Raw genomic sequence first — 26174 nt, 5'->3', positions numbered from 1 at the left:
ATCAACCGACCACGACCTCGCTGATCTGCATCACCGGCGCCAGATCGGTGTAGTTGGGAATGTCGCCCAGGATTTCCTGCGCATGCGGCCCGAAGCCGGCGTTGAAGGCCTCCACCGACTCGCAGAAGATGTGGCACATGCCGATGTAGGCCGGCGGGCTGCCCGGCTCGCCGCCGCCGATGCCCTTGTCCACCGTGTAGCGCAGGCAGGCCGCGCCCATCCGCGCGCTCACCAGCGGCATGTGCGCGTCGCGGTAGTAGGCGTGGTCGAAGCGGGCGCCTTCGCGGTAGGGGTACATCACGCTGACCTTGATCATCTGCCGGCTCCACTGGAAGGTGCGCGCAGCATAGCGCCGCGCCGCGCTTGCCGGGCGCCGCCGCGGCGCGGCGCGGCTATGCCGCAGTGTCCGGTGTTTTCATTCACGGGCAATACCCCGTCTTCGTCTTGTCTGGAGTCGTCATCATGAACTTCCTCTCCACCCGTGGCGGCGCACCCGCCGCAAGCCTGAGCCAGGCGATTGCCGCCGGCCTGGCGCCCGATGGCGGCCTGTACGTGCCGCAGTCCCTGCCATCGGCACGCACGCTGACGGCAGGCGCCACGCTGGCCGACACCGCCGCCACGTTGCTGCAGCCATTCTTCGACGGCGATGCGTTGGCGCCAGAGCTGCCGGCCATCTGTGCCGAAGCGTTCGACTTCCCGGCGCCGTTGGTGGCCCTGGGCACGCCCGGCGATTACGCGCTGGAGCTGTTCCATGGCCCGACCGCCGCGTTCAAGGACTTCGGTGCGCGCTTTCTTGCGGCCTGCCTGACCCGCCTGCGGCGTGCCGAAGGCCGGCCGCTCACCATCCTGGTCGCCACTTCCGGCGACACCGGCGCTGCGGTGGCGGCGGCCTTCCATCGCCAGCCGGGCCTGCGCGTGGTGGTGCTGTATCCGGATGGCCGCGTGTCGCCGCGCCAGGCGCATCAGCTGGGCTGCTTCGGCGACAACATCCAGGCCCTGCGCGTGGCCGGTTCGTTCGACGATTGCCAGGCGATGGTCAAGCAGGCCCTGAACGATGCCGCGCTGCAGGCGCAGCTGCCGCTGAGTTCGGCCAACAGCATCAGCCTGGGGCGCCTGCTGCCGCAGATGAGCTACTACGCGCACGCCGCCCTGCAGCACCATGCCGGCACAGGTGCCGCGCTGAACCTGGTGGTGCCCACCGGCAACCTGGGCAACGGGCTGGCGGCGATCCTGGCGCGCGCGCTCGGCGTGCCGCTGGGCCGCATCGCGCTGGCGTCCAATGCCAATCATGTGTTGCCGGATTATTTTGCCGGCGACGATTACGCGCCGCAGCCCAGCGTGGCGACGCTGGCCAATGCAATGGACGTGGGCGCGCCGAGCAACTTCGAACGGCTGCGCTGGCTCTACGACGGCGACGATGCCGCGTTGCGCGAGGCCTTCCGTGCGCTTTCGGTGGACGATGCGGCGATCCGCCACACCGTGCAGCAGCGCTTTGCCCGCTATGGCGAAGTGCATTGCCCGCATACCGCCACCGCCGTGCATGTGCTGGAGCAGCTGCGCGCGGAAGGAGCCGAGGGCGGCACCGGCGACTGGGCGGTGGCCGCCACCGCGCATCCGGCCAAGTTCGAAGGCGTGGTCGAGCCCCTGATCGGGCGTGCAGTGGAGGTTCCACCGGCGCTGGCCGCGCTGCTGCAGCGTCCGGCGCATGCCGAAACGCTGGCGCCGGACTACGCCGCGTTCCGGCAGCGCCTGCTGGCGGATGCGGCCTGACCGAACGTGTTCAGGGTATCGGGCTTGGAAAGTGCCGCCCATGGGGCTATTTGTAGTGGGTGCGGCCCCGGCGTGGCGCCGCGTCCGCTGTGGGTTGTTGCATGTCTTATCGAGTGATCGCCGTTGCCGCCGCGTTGTGTGGATGGGCAACGGCCGGAACGGCCAGCGCGGCCGATGCCATTTCCGCCTCGCCCTTGCCTGGGCTGGGCGCACCGCGTATCGGGCTGGTCGATGCACTGGCGCGGCAGGCGCCGTCGCTGGATCGCCAGGTGCTCGCGCTGGCGGCCGAGGCCCTGCAATGCGCGCGGCAGCGCCAGCAGGTGGGTGCCGAGCGCGTGCTCAGCGTCATCGACTACAGCCGGCCGTCGACCGAGCGCCGGCTGTGGGTGTTCGACCTGGAGCGGCAGCGGCTGCTGTTCCAGGAATGGGTGGCGCACGGGCGCAATACCGGCAACAACCTGGCGGCCAAGTTCTCCAATGACGACGGCAGTTTCCAGTCCAGCCTGGGCGCATTCACCGCGCAGGAGTCGTATACCGGCCACAACGGTTATTCGCTACGGCTCAAGGGCCTGGAGCCGGGCTTCAACGACCATGCGCGCGATCGCGCGATCGTGATCCATGGTGCGCCCTACGTCAGCGAGGCGGTGATCCGCACCCAGGGCCGGCTCGGCCGCAGCCTGGGCTGCCCGGCGGTGCGTCCGGCGGTGGCCAGACAGTTGATCGATACCTTGCGTGAAGGCGCCTTCGTGTTCGCCTACTACCCGGATCGGGCCTGGCTGCGGCAATCGCGGCTGCTGGGCGGCGGATGCGGTGCGTCGGTGGCCAGTGCCGATGTGGGTGGGCGCTGAGGCGTGACGGGGTGACCAGCGTCCGCATTGCCTGCGTCAGCAGTGGGTGTGCCTGCCTGCCCGTCGCAGCGATCCCGCCGGCTGGCCGGTTTCAGACGGTATCGCCTGCCAGGCGACGCAGCGCCGTGTAGTTGAGGATCTGCACCAGGTGGAGCTGCGGTAGCGCGATCAACTGCTGTTGCTTGAGCTTGGTGAAGGTGCGGCTGACCGTTTCCACGGTCAGCCCGAGATGGTCGGCGATATCGCTACGGCTCATCGGCAGCGCGACGGTGTCGCCGCTGGCGCCGGGCTGGGTGGAGCGGGCGGCCAGGCGCAGCAGGAAATGCGCCAGCCGTTCGCCCGGTTGCAGGCGCGCCAGCAGCAGGCCGGTGTCCTGCGCGGCGGCCAGTTCCATGCTGGCGCGCTGCAGCAGCTTGCGTTCCAGCTGCGGGTAGCGCTCACGCAACTGGCGCATCTGCGCCATCGGCGTGCGGCAGACCCGGCTGTCGATGATGGCTTCGATATCGTGGCGGTGCTGCGGCGTTTCGGTCAGGCCGACATAGTCGCCGGGCAGCACGAAGCCGGTGACCTGGCGGCGGCCGTCGGCCAGCGTGCGCACCATGCGCAGCGCACCGGAGGTCAGCGTATAGACGTGCTGGCGGGTGTCGCCGGCGCGCACCAGGGTGCTGCCGGGCGCATACGACTGGGCGCTGGTGGCCTGGTCGAGTGCGTCCATTTCCTGCGGCGACAGTGCCGCGCAGATGGCCCGGCCACGGACCGCGCACTGTGCGCAGTCGGAACCGCGCGCATCGCTGCTCCCGGCCGCGCTTGGCGCCGGGCAGGTCGTGCTGGGGTCTGGAAGCTGCCGGTACATGAGTCACGCACTGCTGGAATGCGTGTGAATGATACGCCATGCGGTCAGCGCGGCCGCCCAGCCGGTAGAATTGCGCGTTCGCCATATTGCCCTGCAGGAGTTTCGCTCGTGATCAAGCCCCGTACGCCGCCCGGCATCATGGAATTGCTGCCGCGCGAGCAGATCGCGTTCCAGCGCATGCTGGACGTCATCCGCCGCAACTACGAGCGGTTCGGGTTCCTGCCGGTCGAAACGCCGGTGTTCGAGCTGTCGGATGTGTTGCTGACCAAGTCCGGTGGCGAGACCGAGCGCCAGGTGTACTTCGTGCAGTCCACCGGCGCGCTGGCCAATGCCGCTGCCGCTGCCGACGAGGGTGCCGAGAGTGGCGGCCTGCCGGAGCTGGCGCTGCGCTTCGACCTGACCGTGCCGCTGGCCCGCTATGTGGCCGAGCACGAGCACGAGCTGAGCTTCCCGTTCCGCCGCTACCAGATGCAGCGGGTGTATCGCGGCGAGCGTGCCCAGCGCGGGCGTTTCCGCGAGTTCTACCAGTGCGACATCGACGTGATCGGCAAGGACGCGCTGAGCATCCGCTACGACGCCGAAGTACTGGCGGTGATCCACGCGGTGTTCGCCGAGCTGGGCATCGGCGATTTCAAGGTGCAGTTGAACAACCGCAAGCTGCTGCGCGGCTTCTTCGAAAGCCTGGGCGTGGCCGAGGGCGAGCTGCAGCTGGCGGTGTTGCGCGAGGTCGACAAGATCGACAAGCGCGGCGCCGACTACGTGCGCGACACGCTGGTGGGCGAAGGCTTCGGCATCGCCGCCGCGCAGGTCGACAGGATCCTGGCCTTCGTGGCGGTGCGCTCGAACGGGCATGCCGATGCGCTGGCGCAGCTGCAGGCGCTGGAGGCCTCGGTCGCTGCGAGCGCGACCCTGGGCGAGGGCATCGCCGAGCTGCGCGAAGTGCTGGAGCTGGTCAAGGCGCTGGGCGTGCCCGAGAGCGCGTACTGCCTGAACTTCTCGATCGCGCGCGGGCTGGACTATTACACCGGCACCGTCTACGAGACCACGCTGACCGACCACCCGCAGATCGGCTCGATCTGCTCGGGCGGCCGCTATGAAAGCCTGGCCAGCCACTACACCAAGTCCAAATTGCCCGGCGTGGGCATTTCGATCGGCCTGACCCGGCTGTTCTGGCAGCTGCGCGAGGCCGGCCTGATCCAGGGCATCGCCGAGAGCAGCGTGCACGCGATGGTGGCGCTGATGGACGAGTCACGCCTGGGCGATGCGCTGGATATCGCGCGCCGGCTGCGCATCGGCGGCATCAATACCGAAGTGCAGATGGAGCCGAAGAAGATCGGCAAGCAGTTCCAGTACGCCGCGCGCGCAGGCATCCGCTTCGTGGTGCTGGCCGGCGACGACGAGCTGGCGCGCGGGGTGGTGGCGGTCAAGGACCTGGTGCGCGAGCAGCAGTTCGAGGTGGCCCGCGACGAGCTGGCCAGCACCTTGCTGGTGGAGCTGGAGCAGGCCAGGGCGATGCTGGTGGCCGGGGGCGTCAGCGGCGATTGATGTCGCTGGACGCAGCGGGAGGGCGTCGCCAGGTCGGTGAAGGCAGCCCGCAGCGCTGGGCGCATGCCAACGCACAAACAGGCCCATCGGCACCTTGGTGCCGGTGGGTTTGTCGTTTCTGACTCGCCACACGGTTTGGAACTTCTCTGAACGCTCCACTCGCCGGGCTTGTCCCATGGCCCGTGTTTGCGTTAATGTGCTAACACGCTATTACATTAACGCAATGAAACAACGACCTGCCCCCCGCGAAAGTGCCGATGCCGCCGCCTCCCTCAAGATGCTGGCCGATGCGCTGGCGTGCCTGAAGGACCCCGGTGCGGTCGAGGCCTTTCTGCGCGACCTGTGCACGCCCGCCGAGCTGGAGGCCATGTCCGACCGCTGGCGGGTGGTGCCCTTGTTAATCAAGGGCGTGCCGTATCGCGAGATCCACGAGCTGACCCAGGTCAGCGTGACCACCATCGGGCGCGTTGCGCGCACCCTGGAACATGGCGCCGGCGGCTATGCCGAGGCCCTGCGCGAGCAATCGGCGCGCCCTGTCGAATCCCACTGAGAGAACAAGATGAGTGCTTCCACGGCAGCACCGGCACGTGACCGGTTGCGTATCGCCATCCAGAAGAGTGGCCGCCTGGCCGAACCGGCGCGCAGCCTGCTGGCGGCCTGCGGGCTGAGCTGGCGGCAGAGCCGCGACAAGCTGTTCTGCTACGGCGAATCGCTGCCGGTGGACCTGCTGCTGGTGCGCGACGACGACATCCCCGGGCTGATCGCCGATGGCGTCTGCGACCTGGGCATCGTCGGCCAGAACGAACTCGAGGAGCAGGCGTCCGAGCGCCGCCGCAACGGCCTGCCGGCCGCGTATCACGCGGTGCGCGGGGTCGGTTTCGGCCAGTGCCGGCTGATGCTGGCGGTGCCGGAAGAGTGGGACTGGCAGGGCGTGGCGCAACTGGCCGGCAAGCGGATCGCCACCAGCTACCCGGCGATCCTGGCCGACTGGCTCGAGCGCCAGGGCATCGATGCGGCAGTGGTGGAATTGTCCGGCTCGGTGGAAATCGCCCCGCGCCTGGGCACCGCCGATCTGATCTGCGATCTGGTCTCCAGCGGCGCCACCCTGGCTGCCAACCAGCTCAAGCCGGTGGAACTGGTGATGAAGAGCGAAGCGGTGCTGGCCGGTGCGGTGCGCGAGCCGGCCGATGCGCGCGCCGCGCTGCTGGCGATGCTGCTGCGGCGCATGGACGGCGTGCTCAAGCTGCGCGACAGCAAGCTGCTGATGTTCCGCGCCGAGCAGGACGCCGTGGATGCGCTGCGCCGCCTGCTGCCCGATGCCGAGCCGCTGGTACAGCTGCCCGACGACGGCAACGGCGCGTTGCGCCTGCAGACCATGTGCCACGGTGCGGTGACCTGGCAACGCTTGGAAGAACTCGAACGCGCAGGTGCGCAAGGTCTGATGGTGTTGACGGTGGAGCGCTCGCTGGCATGAATATTCTCGATTGGTCGCAACTGGACGCCGCAGCGCGCACGCAGGCATTGACTCGCCCGGTGCAGACCGTGGCCACGCAGACGCGCGATGCGGTGGCTGCATTGATTACCGATGTGCGCGCACGCGGCGATGCCGCCTTGCGCGAGATCACCGCGCGTTTCGATGGCGTGGCACTGGACAGCTTCGCCGTGAGCGAGGCCGAATTCGCCGCCGCCGAAGCGGCGGTGGCGCCGGAACTGCGTCAGGCCATGCAGGATGCGGTGGCGCGCATCGACACCTTCCACCGCGCGGGCATGAGCGAGGGCTATGCGGTGGAGACCGCGCCGGGCGTGGTGTGCGAAAAGATCGTGCGGCCGATCGGCCGGGTCGGCCTGTACGTGCCGGCCGGCAGTGCGCCGTTGCCGTCGACCGCGTTGATGCTCGGCGTGCCGGCGCGTCTGGCCGGGTGCCGCGAAGTGGTGCTGTGCACGCCGCCGCGCAAGGACGGCAGCGTCGATCCGGCGGTGCTGGTCGCCGCGCAGCTGACCGGTGTGCGCCGCGTGTTCAAGCTCGGCGGTGCGCAGGCGATTGCGGCGATGGCGTATGGCACCGATTCGGTGCCGAGCTGCGACAAGCTGTTCGGCCCGGGCAACAGCTTCGTCACCGAGGCCAAGCAGCAGGTGGCGCAGTCCGGGGCGGCGGCGATCGACATGCCGGCCGGCCCGTCCGAAGTGCTGGTGATCGCCGATGCCGGTGCGCAGCCGGCTTTCGTGGCAGCCGATCTTTTATCGCAGGCGGAGCACGGCCCGGATTCGCAGGTGCTGCTGCTGTCCGACAGCGAGGCGCTGATCGCGGCGGTGCAGGTGGAACTCGACACCCAGTTGGCGCAGCTGTCGCGTGCCGATATCGCCCGTCAGGCGCTGGCGCAGTCGCGGCTGATCAAGGTGCAGGCGCTGGACGAGGCGTTTGCGATCAGCAATCGCTATGCACCGGAGCACCTGATCCTCGCGCTGCGCGAGCCGCGTGCGTGGCTGGGCCAGGTCGAAGCGGCCGGCTCGGTGTTTCTCGGCGACTACACGCCCGAAGCGCTGGGCGATTACTGCAGCGGCACCAACCACGTGTTGCCGACCAGCGGCGCGGCGCGCGCCTACAGCGGGGTGAGCGTGGCCAGCTTCCAGAACATGGTCAGCGTGCAGGCCGCCAGCAAGGCCGGCATCGACGGCATCGGCGCATGCGCGCTGATCCTGGCGCGCGCCGAAGGCCTGGATGCGCACGCCAATGCCGTGGCATTGCGCATGGGAGTGGCGGCATGAGTACGCCATCGATTCTGGAACTGGTGCGCGAAGACCTGCGTGCATTTGCCGGCTATTCGTCGGCACGCACCAGCGCCTTGCAGGGCGATGTCTGGCTCAACGCCAACGAATCGGCCTGGGGCAACCCGGCCGATCCCGACGGCAGCACGCGGCGCTACCCGGATCCGCAGCCCAAGGGTCTGCGCGCTGCATTGGCGGGGCTGTATGGCTGCGCGCCAGAGCAACTGCTGATCGGCCGTGGCAGCGACGAGGCAATCGACCTGCTGGTGCGTGGCCTGTGCGTGCCCGGGCGCGATGCGGTGGTGGTGACCCCGCCGGTGTTCGGCATGTACGCGGTCTGCGCGCGCCTGCAGAACGCCCCCCTGGTCGAGGTGCCGCTGGTGGATGGACCGGACGGTTTCCACGCGGATATCCCGGCGATCGTCGAAGCAGCGCTGAGCTCGCAGGCCAAGCTGGTGTTCCTGTGCTCGCCGTCCAACCCGGCCGGCTCGGCGATTGCCCTGGACGAGATCGAAACCGCCCTGCAGGCTTTGCAGGGCAAGGCGCTGGTGGTCGTCGACGAAGCCTATGGCGAATTCTCCGATGTGCCGTCGGCTGCGAGCCTGCTTGTGCGCTACGACAATCTGGCGGTGTTGCGCACCTTGTCCAAGGCGCATGCGCTGGCAGCGGCACGCATCGGCAGCCTGATCGCCAGCGCCGAGCTGATCGCGCTGCTGCGGCGCTGCCAGGCGCCGTATCCGGTGCCGACGCCATGTGCAACCATGGCCGAGCAGGCCCTGTCTGCGCCGGCGCTGGAGGTCACGCGCCGGCGCATCGCCGAGGTGCGCAGCGAGCGCACGCGCGTACATGCCGCGCTCGAACAGCTGGCCGGCGTGCGTCAGGTGTATCCCTCGCAGGGCAACTTCCTGCTGGTGCGTTTCGACGATGCCGAAGCCGCATTCCAGGCGCTGCTGGAGGCCGGCGTGGTGGTGCGCGATCAACGCGCGGTGCCGCAGCTGTCCGATGCCCTGCGCATCACCCTGGGCACGCCCGACCAGAACGCGCGCGTGCTGAGCGCGCTGCAACGCACGCAGGAGGCCGCTGCATGACCCCGATTCTCTTCGTCGACCGCGACGGCACGCTGATCACCGAGCCGGCCGATTACCAGATCGACGCCTACGAAAAACTGCGCCTGGTCGACAATGTGATTCCGGCGATGCTCAAGCTGCGCGACGCCGGCTATCAGTTCGTCATCGTCAGCAACCAGGATGGCCTGGGCAGCGAGAGCTATCCGCGCGCGTCCTTCGATGGCCCGAACAACCTGATGCTGCAGATCTTCGCCAGCCAGGGCATCGTGTTCCGCGAGGTGTTGATCGACTGCAGCTGGCCGGCCGACAACGCGCCCACGCGCAAACCCGGTGTCGGCCTGATGGTGCCTTACCTGCAGGACCGCACGATCGACTGGGCACGCTCGGCCATGGTGGGCGACCGCATCACCGACATCCAGTTCGCGCAGAACCTCAATATCCGCGGTTTCCAGCTGCGCACCGACGAATTCGGCGGCGAGTGGGACTGGCCAGGCATTGCGCACGAGCTGGCCGATGCGCCACGGCGTGCGGTGGTCCAGCGCAACACCAAGGAAACCAAAATCCGCGTCGAACTGGATCTGGATCGCGTGGCCGAACCGAAGACCGCCACCGGCCTGCCGTTCTTCGACCACATGCTGGAACAGATCGGCAAGCACGGTGGCTTTGCGCTGGATATCCGTGCCGAGGGCGATCTGCATATCGACGAGCATCACACCATCGAAGACACCGGTCTGGCGCTGGGCCAGGCCTTGCGCGAAGCGCTGGGCGACAAGCGCGGCATCGGCCGTTACGGCTTCGATCCCGACGACAGCCCGTGGCGCGTGGCCGGCGACACCGCCCGGCATGGCTTCACGTTGCCGATGGACGAAACCATCGCCAGCGCCGCGCTGGATTTCAGCGGACGGCCGTACTTCGTGTTCGAAGGCGAGTTCAAGCGCGAACGTGTCGGCGACATGCCGACCGAGCTGGTGCCGCATTTCTTCCGCTCGATCTGCGATGCCTCCGGTTTGAACCTGCACCTGAGCGTGCGTGGCGAGAACGACCACCACAAGGTCGAGGCCTGCTTCAAGGCCCTGGCGCGTGCGCTGCGCCAGGCGATCCGTCGCGAAGGCACTGCGTTGCCCACCACCAAGGGTGCGCTATGACCGATGTCGCGTTGATCGATGCCGGCGGCGCCAATCTGGGCTCGGTGCGCTACGCATTGGAACGGCTGGGCGTGGAAGCGCGCCTGGTACGCGATGCAGACGGGCTGCAGGGGGCGCAGCGGGTGATCCTGCCTGGCGTCGGCGCCGCACCCGAAGCGATGGCGCGCCTGCGCGCACAGGGCCTGGTCGAGCCGTTGCGACACCTGCAGGTGCCGCTGATCGGCATCTGCCTGGGCATGCAACTGCTGTTCGAACATTCCGAAGAAGGCAATGTCGATTGCCTGGGCGTGCTGCCGGGCATCGTGCGGCACATGACGCCTGCGCTCGGCATTCGCGTGCCGCATATGGGCTGGAACCAGCTGGTGCCGATGCGCGACTCCGCGTTGCTGGCCGGCTTGCCGGAGCGCGCCAGTGCCTATTTCGTGCATGGGTATGCCGCGCCGGTAACGGCCGACACCGTGGCCGCCTGCGACCACGGCGGTCTGTTCACCGCAGTGGTGCAGCAAGGCCTGCGCTGCGGCGCGCAGTTCCACCCCGAGCGTTCGGCCGAGACCGGTGCACGCATCCTGCGCAATTTTCTTGAGATGAGCTTCCCATGAGTTTCACCGTTTACCCGGCGCTGGATATCCGCAATGGCCGCGTGGTGCGCTTGCTGCAAGGCGACTACGCGCGCGAGACGCAGTACGGCGACGATGTGCTGCCACGCGCGCAGGCATTTGCCGATGCCGGCGCGCAGTGGATGCATCTGGTCGATCTGGATGCGGCAAAGGCCGGCGGTTATACGCTGGCGAGCACGCTCGGCGAGATCGCCCGTGCCACCGGCTTGCAGGTGCAGACCGGCGGTGGCGTGCGCTCACGCGAGGACGTGGCACGCATCCTCGATGCCGGCGCCGCACGCGTGGTGATCGGCTCGTTGGCGGTGCGCCAGGCCGATACCGTCATCGGCTGGCTGCAGGAATTCGGCGCCGATCGGCTGACCATCGCGCTGGACACGCGCCAGGACGCCGACGGCGTATGGCAGTTGCCGGTGCACGGCTGGACCGAAGCGGCCGACGCCACGCTGGATCAGCTGGCCGTACGTTACGCGCAGGCCGGGCTGCAACATCTGCTGTGCACCGACATCGCCCGCGACGGCATGCTGTCCGGCCCAAACATGGATTTGTACGCGCACTTGCGCATGCTGGCGCCGCAGCTGCAGGTGCAGGTGTCCGGCGGCGCGCGCAACCTGGCCGATGTCGCTGCCGCCAAGGCTGCCGGCTGCGCCGGCATCGTGCTCGGCAAGGCCTTGCTGGAAGGGCATCTGGCGTTGAAGGAGGCACTGGCATGCTGAGCCGCCGCATCATTCCCTGCCTGGACGTGCGCGACGGGCGCGTGGTCAAGGGCGTCAAGTTCCGCGACCACATCGACATGGGCGACATCGTCGAACTGGCGCTGCGCTACCGCGACCAGGGCGCAGACGAACTGGTGTTCTACGACATCGGTGCCAGCCCGGAAGGGCGCTCGGTCGATTACACCTGGGTCGAGCGGGTCGCGCGGCTGATCGATATCCCGTTCTGCGTGGCCGGCGGCATTGGCGATGTGGAAACCGCGCGCGCGGTGCTGCATGCCGGTGCCGACAAGATTTCGATCAACTCGCCGGCGCTCGGCAGGCCGCAGCTGATCTCCGAACTGGCCGATGCCTTCGGCGTGCAATGCGTGGTGGTCGGCATCGATTCGATCCGCGAGGACGATGGGCAGTGGCGTGTGCGCCGCTACACCGGCGATCCGAGCAAGACCCAGGCCCTGCCGATGCGCACGCTGGACTGGGTGGCCGAGGCGCAGCGCCTGGGCGCCGGCGAGATCGTGCTCAACTGCATGGACAACGACGGCGTGCGGCGCGGCTACGACATCGCGCAGCTGCGCCAGGTGCGTGCGCTGTGCCACGTGCCGTTGATTGCCTCCGGCGGTGCGGGCGACATGCAGCATTTTGCCGACGTGTTCGACCAGGCCGATGTCGATGGCGCGCTGGCGGCAAGCGTGTTCCACAGCGGCGCGATTCCGATCCCGGAACTCAAGCAATTCCTGCGCGCGCAACAGATCGAGGTACGTGATGGGCAGTAACGAGACGGCAGCGGGCGATGCGCTCGCAACACTGGACTGGAGCAAGGGCGATGGCTTGTTGCCGGTGGTCGTGCAGGACGCCGACAACCTGCGCGTGCTGATGCTGGGCTACATGAATGCCGAAGCGCTGGCCGTGACGCAGCAACGCGGCGAAGTCACCTTCTTCAGCCGCAGCAAGCAGCGCCTGTGGACCAAGGGCGAGAGCTCGGGCAATGTGTTGAGGGTGGTGTCGATCCAGACCGATTGCGATGCCGACACGCTGCTGGTGCAGGCGCGCCCGCATGGGCCGACCTGCCATCTTGGCCGCACCAGCTGTTTCCCCACCGCGCCCGGCCAGTTCCTCGGCAGCCTGGATGCCTTGATCGCCACGCGCGAGCAGGAGCGCCCGCACGGCAGCTACACCACCAGGCTGTTCGAGCAGGGCATCCGCCGCATCGCGCAGAAGGTGGGCGAGGAGGGCGTGGAAACCGCGCTGGCCGGCGTGGTGCAGGGCGATGCCGAGTTGCTCGGTGAGTCGGCCGACCTGCTCTACCACCTGATCGTGCTGTTGCGTGCGCGCGGCCTGGGCCTGGCCGATGCGGTGGCGCTGCTGGAGTCGCGCCACCAATAGCATCACCCCGTAGGAGCGCACCCGGGCGCGACGGGCTTTACCGGTAATGCCCGTCGCGCCCGGGTGCGCTCCTACGATGAGGGGGGCGTGCTGTGTGCTTGGCCGTGGCAGGTACAATTTCCGCTGGTCTTTGCGCGGGAAAACGCATGCAGCTTCGCTTCGCTCTGTTGGCTTTGGGTGTGCTCGCGGGGAGCGCGCACGCACGTGACGCCATCGTCGATGGCATCGTCTACGAAGAGCGCGACGGGCGTGCCGGACGCAGCGCCGGCGAGCCGGGCATCGGCGACGTGACCGTCTCCAACGGCGCGCAGCTGGTGCGCACCGACGCGCAAGGCCGCTACCGCCTGCCGGTACGCGACGGGCAGACGGTGTTCGTGATCAAGCCGGGCGAGCGCAGCTTTTTGCCAAGCGCGGACGGACTGCCGGGTTTCTGGCGGCACTACGCACCCACGGGATCGGCCAAGCGCAAGTACCCAGGCATCGCCGCCACCGGGCGCACCACCCGGCACTGGGATTTCGCGCTGACCCCGCGCGCCAGCGCCGGCAAGGATGGGTTCCAGATGCTGGTGTTCGCCGACAGCCAGACCGCCAGCCTGACCGACGTGGGGTATTACCAGCGCGATATCGTCGCGCCGATCGTCGGCAAGACCCCGGCCCGGCTGGGCACCACGCTGGGCGATATCGTCAGCGACGATCTGAGCCTGTACCCGGCCCTGAACAAGGTCACCACCCAGCTGGGCGTGCCGTGGTTCCATGTGCCGGGCAATCACGATCTCAACTTCGACGCGGGCGACGATGTGCAGTCGCTGGACAGCTGGCGTGCTGTCTACGGCCCGGACACCTACGCGGTGGAAGAGGCCAACGCCAGCTTCGTGTTCCTGGACGATGTGATCTATACGCCAGGCGGCAAACCGGCCTATGTCGGCGGCCTGCGTGAGGACCAGTTCGCGTTCCTGCAGGCCTATCTGGCGCAGCTGCCGCGCGAGCGGCTGCTGGTGCTGGGCATGCATATTCCGTTGTTCGACGCGGCGCCGGGGCAGGAGACCTTCCGGCATGCCGATCGCCGCCGCCTGTTCGCCTTGCTGAAGGATTTCCCGCATGTGCTGGTGCTGAGCGCGCATAGCCATACCCAGCGACAGGTCGATCACGGCGCCGACGAAGGTTGGCAGGGCGCCCGCCCGCTGCACGAATACAACGTCGGCGCGGCCTGCGGTGCGTTCTGGTCCGGTGCCAAGGACGCCGCCGGCATTCCCGACGCGACGATGAGCGACGGCACGCCCAACGGCTACGCGGTGCTGCAGGTGGCCCCCGGTGGCGACTACACGCTGGCCTATCACGTCGCGCGCGCGGCCGATGACACGCAGTTGCTGCTGCACGCGCCCAAGGTGCTGCGCCAGGGTGCGTATGCGGCCTGGGGCATCTACGCCAATGTGTTCATGGGCCGGGACGATACCCTCGTCGAGATGCGCATCGACAATGGCGCATGGCAGCCGATGAAGCGGGTGGAGCGCGCCGATCCGCGCCTGCTGGCCGAGAACGTGCGCGACGATGCGGCCGAGCAGTTGCGCGGCTACGACCGCTCACCCGAGGCTACGCCGTCCACGCACCTGTGGCGTGGCGCGCTGCCGACCACGCTGGAGGTGGGCGAGCACCAGGTGGACGTGCGCGCGTCGCTGCCGACCGGTCAGTACAGCGCACGCACGGTGTATCGCCTGCAGCGCGCCGATCCCTGAGGAACAGGACAGCGCTGCGCGGGTGTGTGTGTAGGGCCCTTCGCGCATGAATGCGCTCCTACGGGAGCGTTGTGGGCTGGATGCGCGGCTGACTCCATGGCGGCAGAAACACAAACGCCTCCACGAGGGAGGCGTTCTGGGATCCGGGCTGGCAGGCGGTGGCGCGCTGGCGGGGATCGATGCTGGCTGGCGTGCGCTGGCTGGCCGGGCGAGTGTAGCGAGGCTGCGCAAGCGCTGACGAAATGAGAATTAGTCTCAGTGCGTGAGGGTTATCGGGTTATCGGGTTATCGGGTTATCGGGGTGTCGTTGTCGGCGGCGCCGGCGCTGGCATGGGCACTGGCATGGGCACGGGCAGCGGACGGGTGGGAGCGGCCGGCGCCTTGGCGTTCGTCGGGCTATGTAGTGGTTTCATATCGGAATCGCTTTGTGGAACGCGGTCTTGCCCGGCTTCCGGCACGGCATCCAGCGGCGGATATGGATAGGCCACCGCCGGGCCTGCATGCAGGCCCGCACGCCAGCGTGCCAGCACCGGCGCGATGCGCCTGCCGAGCGACTGCTGCGGCAACGACGACAATTCGCCGTCCTGTTTCTCACGCGCAGTGATCGCCGTTCTGGCGATGGCGAACGCTGCCAACGGGTCATCGCTGCGGTTCATCGCATCGATCAACCAGGCCTGGCCGAAGTAGGTCGCATTGGAGGTGTTGCCGCAGCCGAACGAAGGCCGGTCCGCACGCGCAGCAGTGAGGACCAGCGTGTCCGGCGAGCGCAGTGCGGGGATGAAACCACCCGAATAGCACGCCGACAACACGATGATGCGATTGACGATGCCGGCATCGTCCAGCGCCTGGCGCAGGTCCTGCGGGCTGATGAAATCCTCTTCGTTCTGGTCGACCTGCACGTACAGCGTGTGGTCTTCGGTGCCATGGGTGGTGACGAACAGCAGCAGCGCGTCTTCCTTGCGATCCATGCGCCTGCCGACCGCCGCAAGCGTGTCGTAGAGGTTGTCGTAGGTCGCCAGCGGCGCGTACGGCTGCTCGCCCAGGTTGTCCGGGTTGTTGACCAACGTGACCACGCGGCCGCGCGCATCGAAGCGCTGTTCGAACAGCTGCCTGAGGTAGCGCGTTTCGTTGCGGAACACATCGTCGCTGGCATCGCCAGCGAAGCCGACCACATACAGATCGGTCACGCCGGGACGCTGCGGCTGCAGCGCGTTCAAGGCCTGCGCAAGCGCAGCGTGGTCGACCGGATCGACCTCGTCCTTGCTCGCCGCCGCCTGGCTCGGCAATGCGGCACCGGCATCGGGATGACAGCCGGCCATCACGGCCACGATGACGGTCAACACTGAGAGTCGCCGCAGCAAGGCGTTCGGTCCGAAGGTGGAATGCAGCGACATGGAAAAACGCCGAGGTCTGGGAGGGACGGGTGGAGCGCCTGGGCGCCATGATTGCAACGCAGGCGGTGACGCGGCACAACGTCCATCGCTGTGCTTCACGCACATCTTGCAGGCTACGTTCCGTGCAGCAGGCCTTTCACGCCGGGCCTCGCCAATCCGCATCGGCGAGGCCGGCCGACCCGAGCCGGCAAAAGGCGGCGCGCGCCTGCCATCAGGCAGGCGCGGATGGCGCGCTTGAACCGTCACCTATCCGCAGCGTGCGCAGCACCAGACAACGGCTGCGCTGACCCGAAGGAGAGCGCAGCCGACTAATCGAGCGTGCTTACAGCGCCAGCTCGGTAAAACTCTCCACGCGCTGGTGGCTGCCGATCTCGTCGGCCGAACGTGGCGCTGGATAGTCCTCCAGCCGGTCCAGCAGCGCGGTACGCAGGCCGGCACGCTTGGCCGCGTCCAGCTCTTCAATCACGTCCGACAGGAACAGGATCTCGCCCGGCGGTACGCCGATGCGTTCGGCGATGCGGCGGTAGCTGGCACTCTCGCGCTTGGGGCCGACTTCGGTATCGAACCAGTCGCTGACCAGGCCGCTCAGGTCGCCGGCATCGCTATGCGCGAAGAACAGCTTCTGCGCCGGCACCGAGCCGGACGAATACACGTACAGCGGAATGCCGGCCGCATGCCAGGCCTGCAGCTGGATTGCCGCATCGGCGTAGATGTGCGCAGTGAAGTCGGCGGTCTTGTAGCCGTCGCCCCAGATCATCCCCTGCAGCGCCTTGAGTGCGGTGTGCTTGCGGTCCTCGTCGATCCAGGTCTGCAGGGTGCTGACCAGGACCTCGTCCGGCACGTCCTCGCCGATTTCGTCGGCCACCTGGTTGAGCCAGTGCCGCACCTGTGGATGGCCGCCGTGCTCGCGCACGTAGGCCGGCATGGCGCGGCGCGCATACGGAAACAACACGTCCTTGACGAACGAGATGCTGCTGGTCGTACCTTCGATATCGGTGAGGATCGCTTGCGGTCGTGTCATCGTCAGCTGGCCTTGTGAGGTTTCTCGGGGGCGTAGCGGGGGAATTGTCGGGCGATTTCGGTGCCGGTGAAGTGGCCGACCCAGCCATCGGGCTCGGTGAAGAAGCGGATCGCCACGAAGTGCGGCTCCGGCCCCATGTCGAACCAGTGCAGGGTGCTGTCGGGCACGGCGATCAGGTCGTCCTTCACGCATTCGATCTCGTAGACCTTGGCGTCCACGTGCAGCGTGAACAGGCCCGAGCCGGCCACGAAGAAACGCACCTCGTCTTCCTTGTGGAAGTGCTCGTCGAGGAACTTGGCGCGCATCTCCTCGCGCTTGGGGTTGTCCGGCGCGATGCTGACCACGTCCACGGTCTTGAAGCCGCGCTCGGCACTGATGCGGTCGATGTCGACGCGATAGGCATCCATGACCTGCTCGGGCGTTGCGCCGGGCTCGACCGGCTGGCTGGCGTGCCAGCGCTCGAAGGTCACGCCGATCTTGGTCAGCTCGGCGGCGATGGCATCGCCGTCGCGGCTGTCGAATTCCGGGGTGTCGGGATTGGTGTCGGCGAAGATACGCAGTCGGCTCATGGCGATCTGGCTCACAAGGGAAGGGGGAGGTGGCGAGGACTCAGCGCGGGCCGCGCAGCTTCAGCAGCTCGAGTTCGCAATGCAGCAGGAATTCGAAGGCCTCCAGGTGACGGCGTGCCTCGGCCATGTTGCGGCCCCAGGCATACAGACCGTGTCCTTCGATGAGATACCCCCACAGGCTCTGTTTGTCCAGCAAGGCCTCCACCTGCGCGGCCAGCACCTGCATGTCCTGGGTATTGGCGAACACCGGCACGTCCACTGCCGTTTCATGGGTGGTGTTGCCCTCGAAGGCTTTCAACAGCTCATAGCCTTCCAGCCGGATCACGCCGGCGCCGGCATACAGCCGCGAGGCGATGGTCTGCACCGGAGAATGCGTGTGCAGCACGCAGCCGATCTCCGGGAAGCGGCGATACAGCTGGGTGTGCAGCAGCGTTTCCGCGGACGGGCGCAACGGACGGCCGACAGCCAGGCCATCGAAGTCCACCACCATGATGTCTTCCTCGACCAGGCGGCCCTTGTCGCGGCCGGACACGGTGATCGCGGCGTGCTGCTCATCCAGGCGATGGGAGAAATTGCTGCTGGTAGCCGGCGTCCAGCCGGCCTGGGCCAGCTCGCGGATATTGCCGATCAGCAGGTGCGCCAGCTCGTGCAGACGCGCGGCGCTATAGGGCAGGGGGGCAGTGGTCGCATTCATGGACCTATTCTACTGCCCCGCCGGATTACGGTCAGGTGCAGCGCAGCAGGGTTTGTGGCTGCCACGCCCGGGTCGCGAATGGCTAACAAATCAAACGCTGGGTCGGTCGAGGGCGCGGTGCCCTCACCGCTTGCGGGACACGCCGTGAACCCGTCCCTGGGGGGGCTCGGTGGCGGCATCCATGCCGCCACGCGGTCCCGCAACCGGCGAGGACACCGCACCAGAGAGTTGGTCGGCGCTCATCTAAGAAGCTGTCTGTTGTGCTGTGTGCATCAGACATCGAGCCGATACGTCATGATCGAACAACGCGCACCCAGCACTGCTCTTCCATGCGCACCGACCATCTCGACGGGTCCTTGCCCGCTCACCGTCGCGGGACCCTGAGCGGCATGGATGCCGCGCCGGAGCCTCCATGGACGGATTCACGGCGTGTCCCGCGATGGTGGGCGGGCAAGGGCCCTGCAGCCAAGTTGCAGATCAGGGCCCTGCAGCCAAGTTGCAGATCAGCAGATCAGGGCCCTGCAACCAGGTCACAGATCAGCCGCCCAGCAGCCGAAGACTGTCACCCGCTCTGCCATACATCGGCGGGCGGTCGTTCTTTCAGTGGCTGCTGGCGCGCGCGCTCAGCGACCGTCGCGCAGGCGGCTGTGGCGGTAGCCGTAGCCGAAGTAGACCACCAGCCCGACCAGCGTCCACAGGCCCATCAACATCCAGTTGTGCAGGGTCATCGCCGACAGCAGCGCCAGGCAGCTCAGCACGCCGGCGCTGCAGATCAGCCAGGCTGCCGGCATGCGGAACGGACGCGGCAGTTCCGGATGGGTACGGCGCAGGATCAGCACGCCGGCGCAGACCGAGGCGAACGCGATCAGCGTGCCCATCGAGGTCAGTTCGCCCAGCACATCCAGTGGGAACACCGCCGCCAGCAGCGCAATGCCCACGCCGGTGATCACGGTATTGACGTGCGGGGTGCGGTACTTGGGATGGATGCGGGTGAAGATCGACGGCAGCAGCCCGTCGCGCGCGATGATCATGAAGATGCGCGGCTGGCCGATGATCATCACCAGCACCACCGACGACAGCCCGATCAGCGCGCCCACTTCCACCACCACGCGCAGCCAGGCCAGCTGCGGATGCGCCGCCACCGCGGTCACCACCGGCTCGTCGGTACCGAGCAGGGTGTAGGGCACCAGGCCGGTCATCACTGCCGCCATCGCGATGTAGAGCACGGTGCAGATGACCAGCGACAGGATCATGCCGATCGGCAGATCGCGTTGCGGGCGGTGCGATTCCTGCGCCGCCACCGACACCGCCTCGAAGCCGATGTAGGCGAAGAACACCATCGCCGCGCCGCGCAGCACGCCTTCCATGCCGTACTTGCCCGGGCCTTCGTTGGCCGGGATGAACGGGTGCCAGTTGGCGGTATCGACGTATTTCCAGCCCACCGCGATCACCAGCAGGATCAAGCCGGTCTTGAGGATCACCATCGCCATGTTCATCGCCGATGACTTGCGGATGCCCACGTAGCACAGCCAGGTCAGCAGCAGCACGATACCGGCGGCGGGCAGGTTGGCGATCGCGCCGGTGCGCTGCAGCTTGCCGTCCAGCGGCGCGCTGACCAGTGCGGCCGGCAGATGGATGTCGAAATGTTCCAACAGGCTGAGGAAGTAGCCGGTCCAGCTGACTGCCACCGCCGAAGCGGAGACGCCATATTCCAGTACCAGCATCCAGCCGATGAACCAGGCCGCCAGCTCGCCGAAGGTGGCGTAGGTGTAGGTGTAGGCGCTGCCGGACACCGGCACCATCGCGGCGAATTCGGCGTAGGCCATCGCGCAGAACGCGCAGCACACCGCGGCCAGCACGAACGACAGCATGATCGCCGGACCGGCATGGTCGGCCGCCGCCTGGCCGGTGATGACGAAGATGCCGCCGCCGATCACCGCGCCGATGCCCAGGGCGGTCAGCCCCCAGGGGCCGAGCGCGCGTTGCAGGCCCAGCCCGTCGGCCGCCTCATGGCTGGCGTGCGGGTGTTTGGTGGCCCAGAGTTGCTTGAACATGCAGCGGTTCCTGTTGAATCCCTGCACATGGCGGTGCGGGCGTGTGCGAGATGTGCGGACGCTTGCGAGGGACTCGCAGTCAAACCCTGCGGGCCAGCCGGCTATGGCGAATGCCGTAACCGAAATAGATGAACAGGCCGATCACGGTCCAGCCCACGAACACCTTCCAGTGTTCCTGGAAGGCCTGGAAGAACAGGAACAGGCAGGCCAGCGCGCCCAGCGGGCAGATCACCATCGCCAACGGCACCCGGAACGGGCGCGGCAGGTCCGGCTTGGTGAAACGCAGCACCATGACTCCGGCGCACACGGTGGCGAAGGCGAGCAGGGTGCCCATCGACACCAGTTCGCCCAGCACGTTCAACGGGATCACTCCGGCCAGCAGCGCCGCGACCACGCCAACGAAGATCGTGCCGACATAGGGCGTGTGGAACTTCGGATGCACCTTGCCGAACAGTCTGGGCATCAACCCGTCCTTGGCCATGGTGTAGAAGATGCGCGGCTGCGCCATCAGCATCACCAGCACCACCGAGGACAGGCCGGCGATCGCACCGATCTCCACCGCGGTCTTGAGCCAGGTCAACTGCGGGTGCGCTTCCAGCGCGGTGGCCACCGGCTTGGCGGTGCCGAGCTGGGTGTAGGGCAGCAGGCCGGTCAGCACTGCGCAGACGATGATGTAGATCACCGTGCAGATCGCCAGCGACACCAGGATGCCGATCGGCATGTTCTTCTGCGGATCCTTGGTCTCGCCGGCGGAAGTGGAGACCGCGTCGAAGCCGATGTAGGAGAAGAACACGATCGACGCCGCACGGAACACCCCGTCCCAGCCGAACTGGCCAGGGCCGGTGTTTTCCGGGATGAAGGGGTGCCAGTTGGCCGGGTCGATATAGGCGATGCCGAAGCCGACGAACAGGCAGATCACCACCACCTTGATTGCCACCACGATCGCATTGGCAAATGCCGACTGGGTGACGCCCACGTAGCACAGCATGCTCACTGCCGCGACGATCAGCACCGCCGGCAGGTTGACGAGGTTGCCGGAGCTGACAAAGCCGTGGCCGTCCCAGGCCAGGGGCGCACCCGCCAGTTCCGCGGGAAACGGCAGCCCGAGCGTGCCGGTCAGGAAGCTGATGAGGTAGGCCGACCAGCCCACCGCGACGCTGGAGCCGGCGAACAGNCCCCCCCCGCCAGTTCCGCGGGAAACGGCAGCCCGAGCGTGCCGGTCAGGAAGCTGATGAGGTAGGCCGACCAGCCCACCGCGACGCTGGAGCCGGCGAACAGGTACTCCAGCACCAGGCACCAGCCGATGAACCAGGCGATGCCTTCGCCGAGCGTGGCATATGAATACGAGTAGGCGCTGCCGGAGACCGGCATCATCGCGGCGAACTCGGCGTAGCACAGGCCGGCGAAGGCGCAGGCGATGCCGGCGAACACGAACGACAGCATCACCGCCGGGCCGGCATGGTTGGCAGCGGCCTGGCCGGTCAACACGAAGATGCCGGCGCCGATGACCGCGCCGATGCCGAGCATGATCAGGTGCTTGGCGGTGAGGGTCCGTTGCAGCGTGGCTTCGCCCTTCAGGCTGCCCTCGACCGGTTCGCCCGCATCGACGTGTCCAGCGGGCTCGATCGGTTTGACCCTCAACAGAGACTTCAGCATTCGGTACATCCCTAAGTGGCAAAGCTAAGGCGCTGGCGCCCGGGCGAAGGTGTGCGCCGCGTCCCCAACGGACAGGCAAGCGGCCTACCTTGCCAAAGCTACACGCTCACGACAAGCGCGTACGCAGCATGAATGGCGATAATGGCCACCTGGCCCGCGACGGGCGACCGGAAACGACAGATGGTGGATGCAGCCCTGCAACGGCACCTGGCCGACTACCGCGCACGCTGGCCCGACGAAGCCGGGCTGGCCGAGCAGTTCGCACAACTGCTGGACGATGCCACCAACCCGTTCCTGCGCGAGCGTGTCGAAGGTCATTTCACCGGCTCGGCGTGGGTGGTCAGCGCCGATGGCGCGCGCACGCTGCTGACCCACCACCGCAAGCTGCAACGCTGGCTGCAGCTGGGCGGGCACGCCGACGGCGACCGCGACCTGGCGCAGGTCGCGCTGCGCGAGGCGCAGGAGGAATCCGGACTGAGCGGCCTGCGCCTGGCGGATGTGGCCATCTTCGACCTGGACCGTCACTGGATTCCCGCGCGCGGCGAGGTGGCCGGGCACTGGCATTACGACGCGCGCTATGTGGTGGTGGCTGGAACGGACGAGGCGTTCAAGGTCAGCGAGGAGTCACTGGCCCTGGCGTGGCGGCCGATCGCCGAGCTGCTTGCCGATCCGCAGCTGGATCCGTCGATGCGGCGCATGGCCGAGAAGTGGGTGGCGCGGGGCGTGTGAGGGTGCCGAGGGTGTGCGCCCTCATCCGCCTTGCGTGCGCCCTCATCCGCCCTTCGGGCACCTTCTCCCGCAAGCGGGAGAAGGGAGCGCGCTGGAGAAAGAAGTACGCGGGGGGAAGGGCGTCAGCGGGAAGGAAAGGGCGCGCGGAAGAGGGGAGCGCGCGCGAGGGACGCGAGCGGGACAAGGGAGCGCGCGCGAGAAGGGGGGAGCTCCCTCATCCGCTTTGTGTGCGCCCTCATCCGCCCTTCGGGCACCTTCTCCCGCAAGCGGGAGAAGGGAGCGCGCTGGAGAAAGAAGTACGCGGGGGGAAGGGCGTCAGCGGGAAGGAAAGGGCGCGCGGAAGAGGGGAGCGCGCGCGAGGGACGCGAGCGGGGACAAGGGAGCACGCGAGAGAAGGGAGGGAGCTCCCTCATCCGCCTTGTGTGCGCCCTCATCCGCTCTTCGGGCACCTTCTCCCGCAAGCGGGAGAAGGGAGCGCGCTGGAGAAAGAAGTACGCGGGGGGAAGGGCGCCCGCGGGAAGAAAAAGGCGCGCGGAAGAGGGGAGCACGCGCGAGGGACGCGAGCGGGACAAGGGAGCGCGCGAGAGAAGGGGGGAGCACCCGGGAGAAGGGAGCTCCCGGGAGAAGGATGACCTGCACTTGCTTCTCCCGCTTGCGGGAGAAGGTGGCGCGAAGCGCCGGATGAGGGCCGCGGATGAGGGCCGCTCCTGCAGCAACAGATCAATACAAGATCCGCGTCCGCAAGGTCCCCTCGATCAACGCCAGGCCTTCCTTCAGCGCGGTGGCCTGTGCCTCGCTGGCGCTGACGTCGATCACCACGTAGCCCACCTTGGCATCGGTGCGCAGGAACTGGCCGTCGATGTTGACGTTGTGGCGCGAGAACAGTTCGTTGATCTTGGACAGCACGCCCGGCACGTTGCGGTGGATATGCAGCAGGCGCAGGCTGTCCGGATGCTCGGGCAGGGTGACCTCGGGGAAGTTCACTGCCGACAGGGTGCTGCCGTTGTCGCTGTAGCGCACCAGCTTGGCGGCCACTTCGACACCGATGTTGTCCTGCGCTTCCAGCGTGCTGCCGCCCACGTGCGGGGTCAGGATCACGTTGTCGTGTGCGGTCAACGGGGACTCGAACGCATCGCCGTTGCCCTTGGGCTCGATCGGGAACACGTCCACCGCCGCGCCACCGATCTGGCCGGAGTTCAGTGCCGCATCCAGCGCGTCGATGTCGATCACCGTGCCGCGCGAGGCGTTGATCAGGTGCGCGCCGTGTTTCATGCGGGCGATTTCCGCCGCGCCGATCATGTCCTTGGTCGATGGAGTCTCCGGCACATGCAGGGTCACCACGTCCGCGCGTGCCAGCAGGTCGTCCAGGTCGATCGCCGCGCGCGCATTGCCCAGCGACAGCTTGGTTTCGATGTCGTGGAAGATCACCTGCATGCCCAGCGACTCGGCCAGCACGCCAACCTGGGTGCCGATATGCCCGTAACCGACGATGCCCAGCACCTTGCCGCGCGTTTCGTGGCTGCCGGTGGCCGACTTGGACCAGCCGCCGCGATGGCATTGCGCGTTCTTCTGCGGGATGCCGCGCAACAGCAGGATCGCCTCGGCAATGACCAGCTCGGCCACGCTGCGGGTGTTGGAGTAGGGCGCGTTGAACACCGGGATGCCGGCCAGCTCGGCCGCGTCCAGATCGACCTGGTTGGTGCCGATGCAGAAGCAGCCCACTGCGATCAGCCGCTTGGCATGCGCCAGCACCTGCGCGCTCAACTGCGTGCGCGAGCGGATGCCGACGATATGCGCCTCGGCGATGCGGGCGATCAGCTCATCTTCCGGCAACGACTTGGCGTGCAGCTCGATCTGCGAATAACCGGCGGCGCGGAACACATCCACCGCGGTCTGGCTGATGCCTTCCAGCAACAGCACGCGGATGTCCTGCTTGGGAAACGAGGTTCTCTTCGGCGACATGGGGGGAGCGCATTGCAGCAATCGGGTCGGCAACTATGCCAGATGGGCTGCGCGATGGGGCGCTCGCAACGCAGTGTTTGTGCAGGCAAAGCCCTTGCGGTGCAACGGTTTCAGCTGAATCCAACCCCGCGGCGGCGCCGCGTCGTGCAACTGGACGAGGCTGGCGCGCACTGGCACGCTGTGCGGTTCCTACTGCAGCGCCGTGTGCCATGACCGATCCCCGCATCCTTTCGTTGCAACAGGCCGTGCCCGCGTTGCGTTTGAAGACCGAGCCGGCCGACCTGGAACACTACGGCCGCGACTGGACGCGGCGCTGGACGCCCAACCCGCTCGCGATTGCCCTGCCCGGTTCGGTGGAGGAGGTGCAGGCGGTGCTGCGCTGGGCCAATGCGCATGCGGTGGCGGTGGTGCCCTCGGGTGGGCGCACCGGCTTGTCCGGCGGCGCAGTGGCCGCCAACGGCGAGCTGGTGCTGAGCCTGGAGCGCCTGAACAAGCCGCTGGAGTTCAATCCGGTGGATCGCACGCTCACCGTCCAGGCCGGCATGCCGCTGGAGGCGGTGCACAACGCCGCGCGCGAGCATGGGCTGGTGTATCCGGTGGACTTTGCCGCACGCGGCTCGTGTTCGATCGGCGGCAACATCGCCACCAACGCCGGCGGCATCCGTGTGATCCGCTACGGCAACACCCGCGAATGGGTGGCCGGCCTGAAGGTGGTCACCGGTGCCGGCGAGCTGCTGGAGCTCAACAATGCGCTGGTGAAGAATTCCAGCGGCTACGATTTCCGCCATCTGCTGATCGGCTCCGAAGGCACGCTCGGCGTGGTGGTCGAGGCCACGCTGCGATTGACCGACCCGCCGCCGCCCAGCAACGTGATGCTGCTGGCGCTGCCTTCGTTCGAGGTGCTGATGCAGGTGTTTGCCGCGTTCCGCGCGCAGCTGCGGCTGGAGGCGTTCGAATTCTTCACCGACCGCGCACTGGAGCACGTGCTGGCGCACGGCGCGCAGGCACCGTTTGCCGAAGTGCATCCGTATTACGTAGTCACCGAATTCGCTGCCGGCGATGCGGCGCAGGAAGCCGCGGCGATGGCGGCCTTCGAGACCTGCATGGAGCAGGGCTGGGTCAGCGACGGGGTGATCAGCCAGAGCGATGCGCAGGCCGCGCAACTGTGGCGACTGCGCGAAGGCATCACCGAAGCGCTGGCGCGCTACACACCGTACAAGAACGACGTATCGGTACGCATCTCGGTGATGCCGGCATTCCTGGCCGAAACCCAGGCGCTGCTGCACGATGCGTATCCGCATTTCGATGTGGTGTGGTTCGGCCATATCGGCGATGGCAACCTGCATATCAACGTGCTCAAGCCCGATCGCACCAGCCAGGCCGATTTCGTCGCGGCCTGCGACCAGGTGACCAAGTTGCTGGCGCAGGCCTTGCAGCGTTTCGGCGGCAGCATCTCCGCCGAACATGGCATCGGCCTGGTCAAGAAGGCCTATCTGTGGAGCACGCGCTCGGCCGAGGAAATCGCCTTGATGCGCGGGATCAAGCAGGTGCTCGACCCGCAACTTTTGCTGAATCCCGGCAAGCTGTTCGAGATCGACGACGCATCTGCCGCCACGCGTGCCGGTTAGTCTTTCAGCACCTTCACATGGAATCGATAC

Annotated in this window: 23 protein-coding genes and 2 pseudogenes; 15 read left to right on the top strand and 10 right to left on the bottom strand. The window is 67.5% G+C overall.

The window, feature by feature from the left end:
- Position 1: 1 nt before the first annotated feature.
- Positions 2-316: an EthD family reductase gene (locus C0541_RS11975; RefSeq protein ID WP_115048617.1), complete on the bottom strand. Its 315-nt coding sequence runs from the start codon at positions 314-316 to the stop codon at positions 2-4.
- 143 nt (positions 317-459) lie between these two features.
- Here C0541_RS11975 and thrC point away from each other — a divergent pair, with 143 nt between their 5' ends.
- A complete protein-coding gene (thrC, locus tag C0541_RS11970) occupies positions 460-1770 on the top strand; it encodes a threonine synthase (protein ID WP_193725944.1) in 1311 nt (436 codons plus the stop codon).
- A 101-nt stretch (positions 1771-1871) separates the two neighbouring features.
- On the top strand, positions 1872-2618 hold the full coding sequence (locus C0541_RS11965) for a murein L,D-transpeptidase catalytic domain family protein (RefSeq protein WP_115048613.1): 747 nt from the start codon (positions 1872-1874) through the stop codon (positions 2616-2618).
- A gap of 91 nt (positions 2619-2709) precedes the next feature.
- On the opposite strand, the gene C0541_RS11960 is transcribed toward C0541_RS11965, so the two are convergent.
- A complete protein-coding gene (locus C0541_RS11960; protein WP_161960030.1) occupies positions 2710-3333 on the bottom strand; it encodes a Crp/Fnr family transcriptional regulator in 624 nt (207 codons plus the stop codon).
- A 246-nt stretch (positions 3334-3579) separates the two neighbouring features.
- Here C0541_RS11960 and hisS point away from each other — a divergent pair, with 246 nt between their 5' ends.
- The 11 genes from hisS to C0541_RS11905 all read left to right on the top strand — a co-directional run bounded on the left by hisS (position 3580) and on the right by C0541_RS11905 (position 14437).
- On the top strand, positions 3580-5016 hold the full coding sequence (gene hisS / locus C0541_RS11955; RefSeq protein WP_115048609.1) for a histidine--tRNA ligase: 1437 nt from the start codon (positions 3580-3582) through the stop codon (positions 5014-5016).
- Positions 5017-5239: 223 nt separating this feature from the next.
- Positions 5240-5566 (top strand): YerC/YecD family TrpR-related protein, encoded by a 327-nt coding sequence (locus tag C0541_RS11950; RefSeq protein ID WP_115048607.1) that lies wholly within the window; start codon positions 5240-5242, stop codon positions 5564-5566.
- 9 nt (positions 5567-5575) lie between these two features.
- On the top strand, positions 5576-6490 hold the full coding sequence (hisG, locus tag C0541_RS11945; RefSeq protein WP_115048605.1) for an ATP phosphoribosyltransferase: 915 nt from the start codon (positions 5576-5578) through the stop codon (positions 6488-6490).
- Entirely contained in the window at positions 6487-7782 is a 1296-nt protein-coding gene (gene hisD / locus C0541_RS11940) for a histidinol dehydrogenase (RefSeq protein ID WP_115048603.1), read from the top strand. The genes hisG and hisD overlap by 4 nt, the downstream gene beginning before the upstream one ends.
- Positions 7779-8870, top strand: coding sequence for a histidinol-phosphate transaminase (gene hisC, locus C0541_RS11935; protein ID WP_115048600.1), 1092 nt, complete (start codon positions 7779-7781; stop codon positions 8868-8870). The genes hisD and hisC overlap by 4 nt, the downstream gene beginning before the upstream one ends.
- The gene (gene hisB, locus C0541_RS11930) at positions 8867-9994 is read left to right on the top strand and encodes a bifunctional histidinol-phosphatase/imidazoleglycerol-phosphate dehydratase HisB (RefSeq protein ID WP_115048598.1); all 1128 of its coding nucleotides are present in this window, start codon (positions 8867-8869) and stop codon (positions 9992-9994) included. The genes hisC and hisB overlap by 4 nt, the downstream gene beginning before the upstream one ends.
- Positions 9991-10593: an imidazole glycerol phosphate synthase subunit HisH gene (gene hisH / locus C0541_RS11925; protein WP_115048596.1), complete on the top strand. Its 603-nt coding sequence runs from the start codon at positions 9991-9993 to the stop codon at positions 10591-10593. Before hisB ends, hisH begins: the two co-directional genes overlap by 4 nt.
- Positions 10590-11324, top strand: coding sequence for a 1-(5-phosphoribosyl)-5-[(5-phosphoribosylamino)methylideneamino]imidazole-4-carboxamide isomerase (gene hisA / locus C0541_RS11920; protein ID WP_115048594.1), 735 nt, complete (start codon positions 10590-10592; stop codon positions 11322-11324). The genes hisH and hisA overlap by 4 nt, the downstream gene beginning before the upstream one ends.
- On the top strand, positions 11318-12094 hold the full coding sequence (gene hisF, locus C0541_RS11915) for an imidazole glycerol phosphate synthase subunit HisF (protein WP_115048592.1): 777 nt from the start codon (positions 11318-11320) through the stop codon (positions 12092-12094). The genes hisA and hisF overlap by 7 nt, the downstream gene beginning before the upstream one ends.
- Positions 12084-12704, top strand: coding sequence for a bifunctional phosphoribosyl-AMP cyclohydrolase/phosphoribosyl-ATP diphosphatase HisIE (gene hisIE / locus C0541_RS11910; protein ID WP_115048590.1), 621 nt, complete (start codon positions 12084-12086; stop codon positions 12702-12704). The genes hisF and hisIE overlap by 11 nt, the downstream gene beginning before the upstream one ends.
- Before the next feature lie 146 nt (positions 12705-12850).
- Entirely contained in the window at positions 12851-14437 is a 1587-nt protein-coding gene (locus C0541_RS11905; protein WP_115048588.1) for a calcineurin-like phosphoesterase C-terminal domain-containing protein, read from the top strand.
- A 293-nt stretch (positions 14438-14730) separates the two neighbouring features.
- Here the strand turns inward: C0541_RS11905 and C0541_RS11900 are convergent, their stop codons facing one another.
- The 7 genes and pseudogenes from C0541_RS11900 to C0541_RS21500 all read right to left on the bottom strand — a co-directional run.
- Positions 14731-15831: a C13 family peptidase gene (locus C0541_RS11900; protein ID WP_161960029.1), complete on the bottom strand. Its 1101-nt coding sequence runs from the start codon at positions 15829-15831 to the stop codon at positions 14731-14733.
- 322 nt (positions 15832-16153) lie between these two features.
- Positions 16154-16852, bottom strand: a complete 699-nt coding sequence (gene mtnC / locus C0541_RS11895; protein WP_115048584.1) for an acireductone synthase — start codon at positions 16850-16852, stop codon at positions 16154-16156.
- 2 nt (positions 16853-16854) lie between these two features.
- Positions 16855-17421, bottom strand: a complete 567-nt coding sequence (locus C0541_RS11890) for a 1,2-dihydroxy-3-keto-5-methylthiopentene dioxygenase (RefSeq protein ID WP_115050280.1) — start codon at positions 17419-17421, stop codon at positions 16855-16857.
- Positions 17422-17461: 40 nt separating this feature from the next.
- A complete protein-coding gene (locus tag C0541_RS11885; protein ID WP_115048582.1) occupies positions 17462-18115 on the bottom strand; it encodes a methylthioribulose 1-phosphate dehydratase in 654 nt (217 codons plus the stop codon).
- A gap of 623 nt (positions 18116-18738) precedes the next feature.
- Positions 18739-20169, bottom strand: a complete 1431-nt coding sequence (locus C0541_RS11880; RefSeq protein WP_115048580.1) for an amino acid permease — start codon at positions 20167-20169, stop codon at positions 18739-18741.
- 79 nt (positions 20170-20248) lie between these two features.
- Positions 20249-21343, bottom strand: a pseudogene (locus C0541_RS11875) (amino acid permease); the annotation flags it as partial.
- A 20-nt stretch (positions 21344-21363) separates the two neighbouring features.
- Positions 21364-21825, bottom strand: a pseudogene (locus C0541_RS21500) (amino acid permease); the annotation flags it as partial.
- Between the two features lie 141 nt (positions 21826-21966).
- Between C0541_RS21500 and C0541_RS11865 the strand changes: the two are divergent.
- Positions 21967-22554, top strand: coding sequence for an NUDIX hydrolase (locus C0541_RS11865; protein WP_161960028.1), 588 nt, complete (start codon positions 21967-21969; stop codon positions 22552-22554).
- 720 nt (positions 22555-23274) lie between these two features.
- Here C0541_RS11865 and serA read toward each other — a convergent pair.
- Positions 23275-24516 carry a phosphoglycerate dehydrogenase gene (gene serA / locus C0541_RS11860; protein WP_115048576.1) on the bottom strand — a complete coding sequence of 414 codons (1242 nt, stop codon included), beginning with the start codon at positions 24514-24516 and terminating at the stop codon, positions 23275-23277.
- 209 nt (positions 24517-24725) lie between these two features.
- On the opposite strand from serA, the gene C0541_RS11855 reads away from it, so the two are divergent.
- Entirely contained in the window at positions 24726-26144 is a 1419-nt protein-coding gene (locus C0541_RS11855; protein WP_115048574.1) for an FAD-binding oxidoreductase, read from the top strand.
- The last annotated feature ends 30 nt before the right edge of the window (positions 26145-26174 follow it).

Origin of the sequence: Xanthomonas arboricola (assembly GCF_003353015.1) — a bacterium.
Lineage (GTDB): Bacteria > Pseudomonadota > Gammaproteobacteria > Xanthomonadales > Xanthomonadaceae > Xanthomonas > Xanthomonas arboricola_E.
This window is presented reverse-complemented; position numbering and strand designations above follow the sequence as displayed.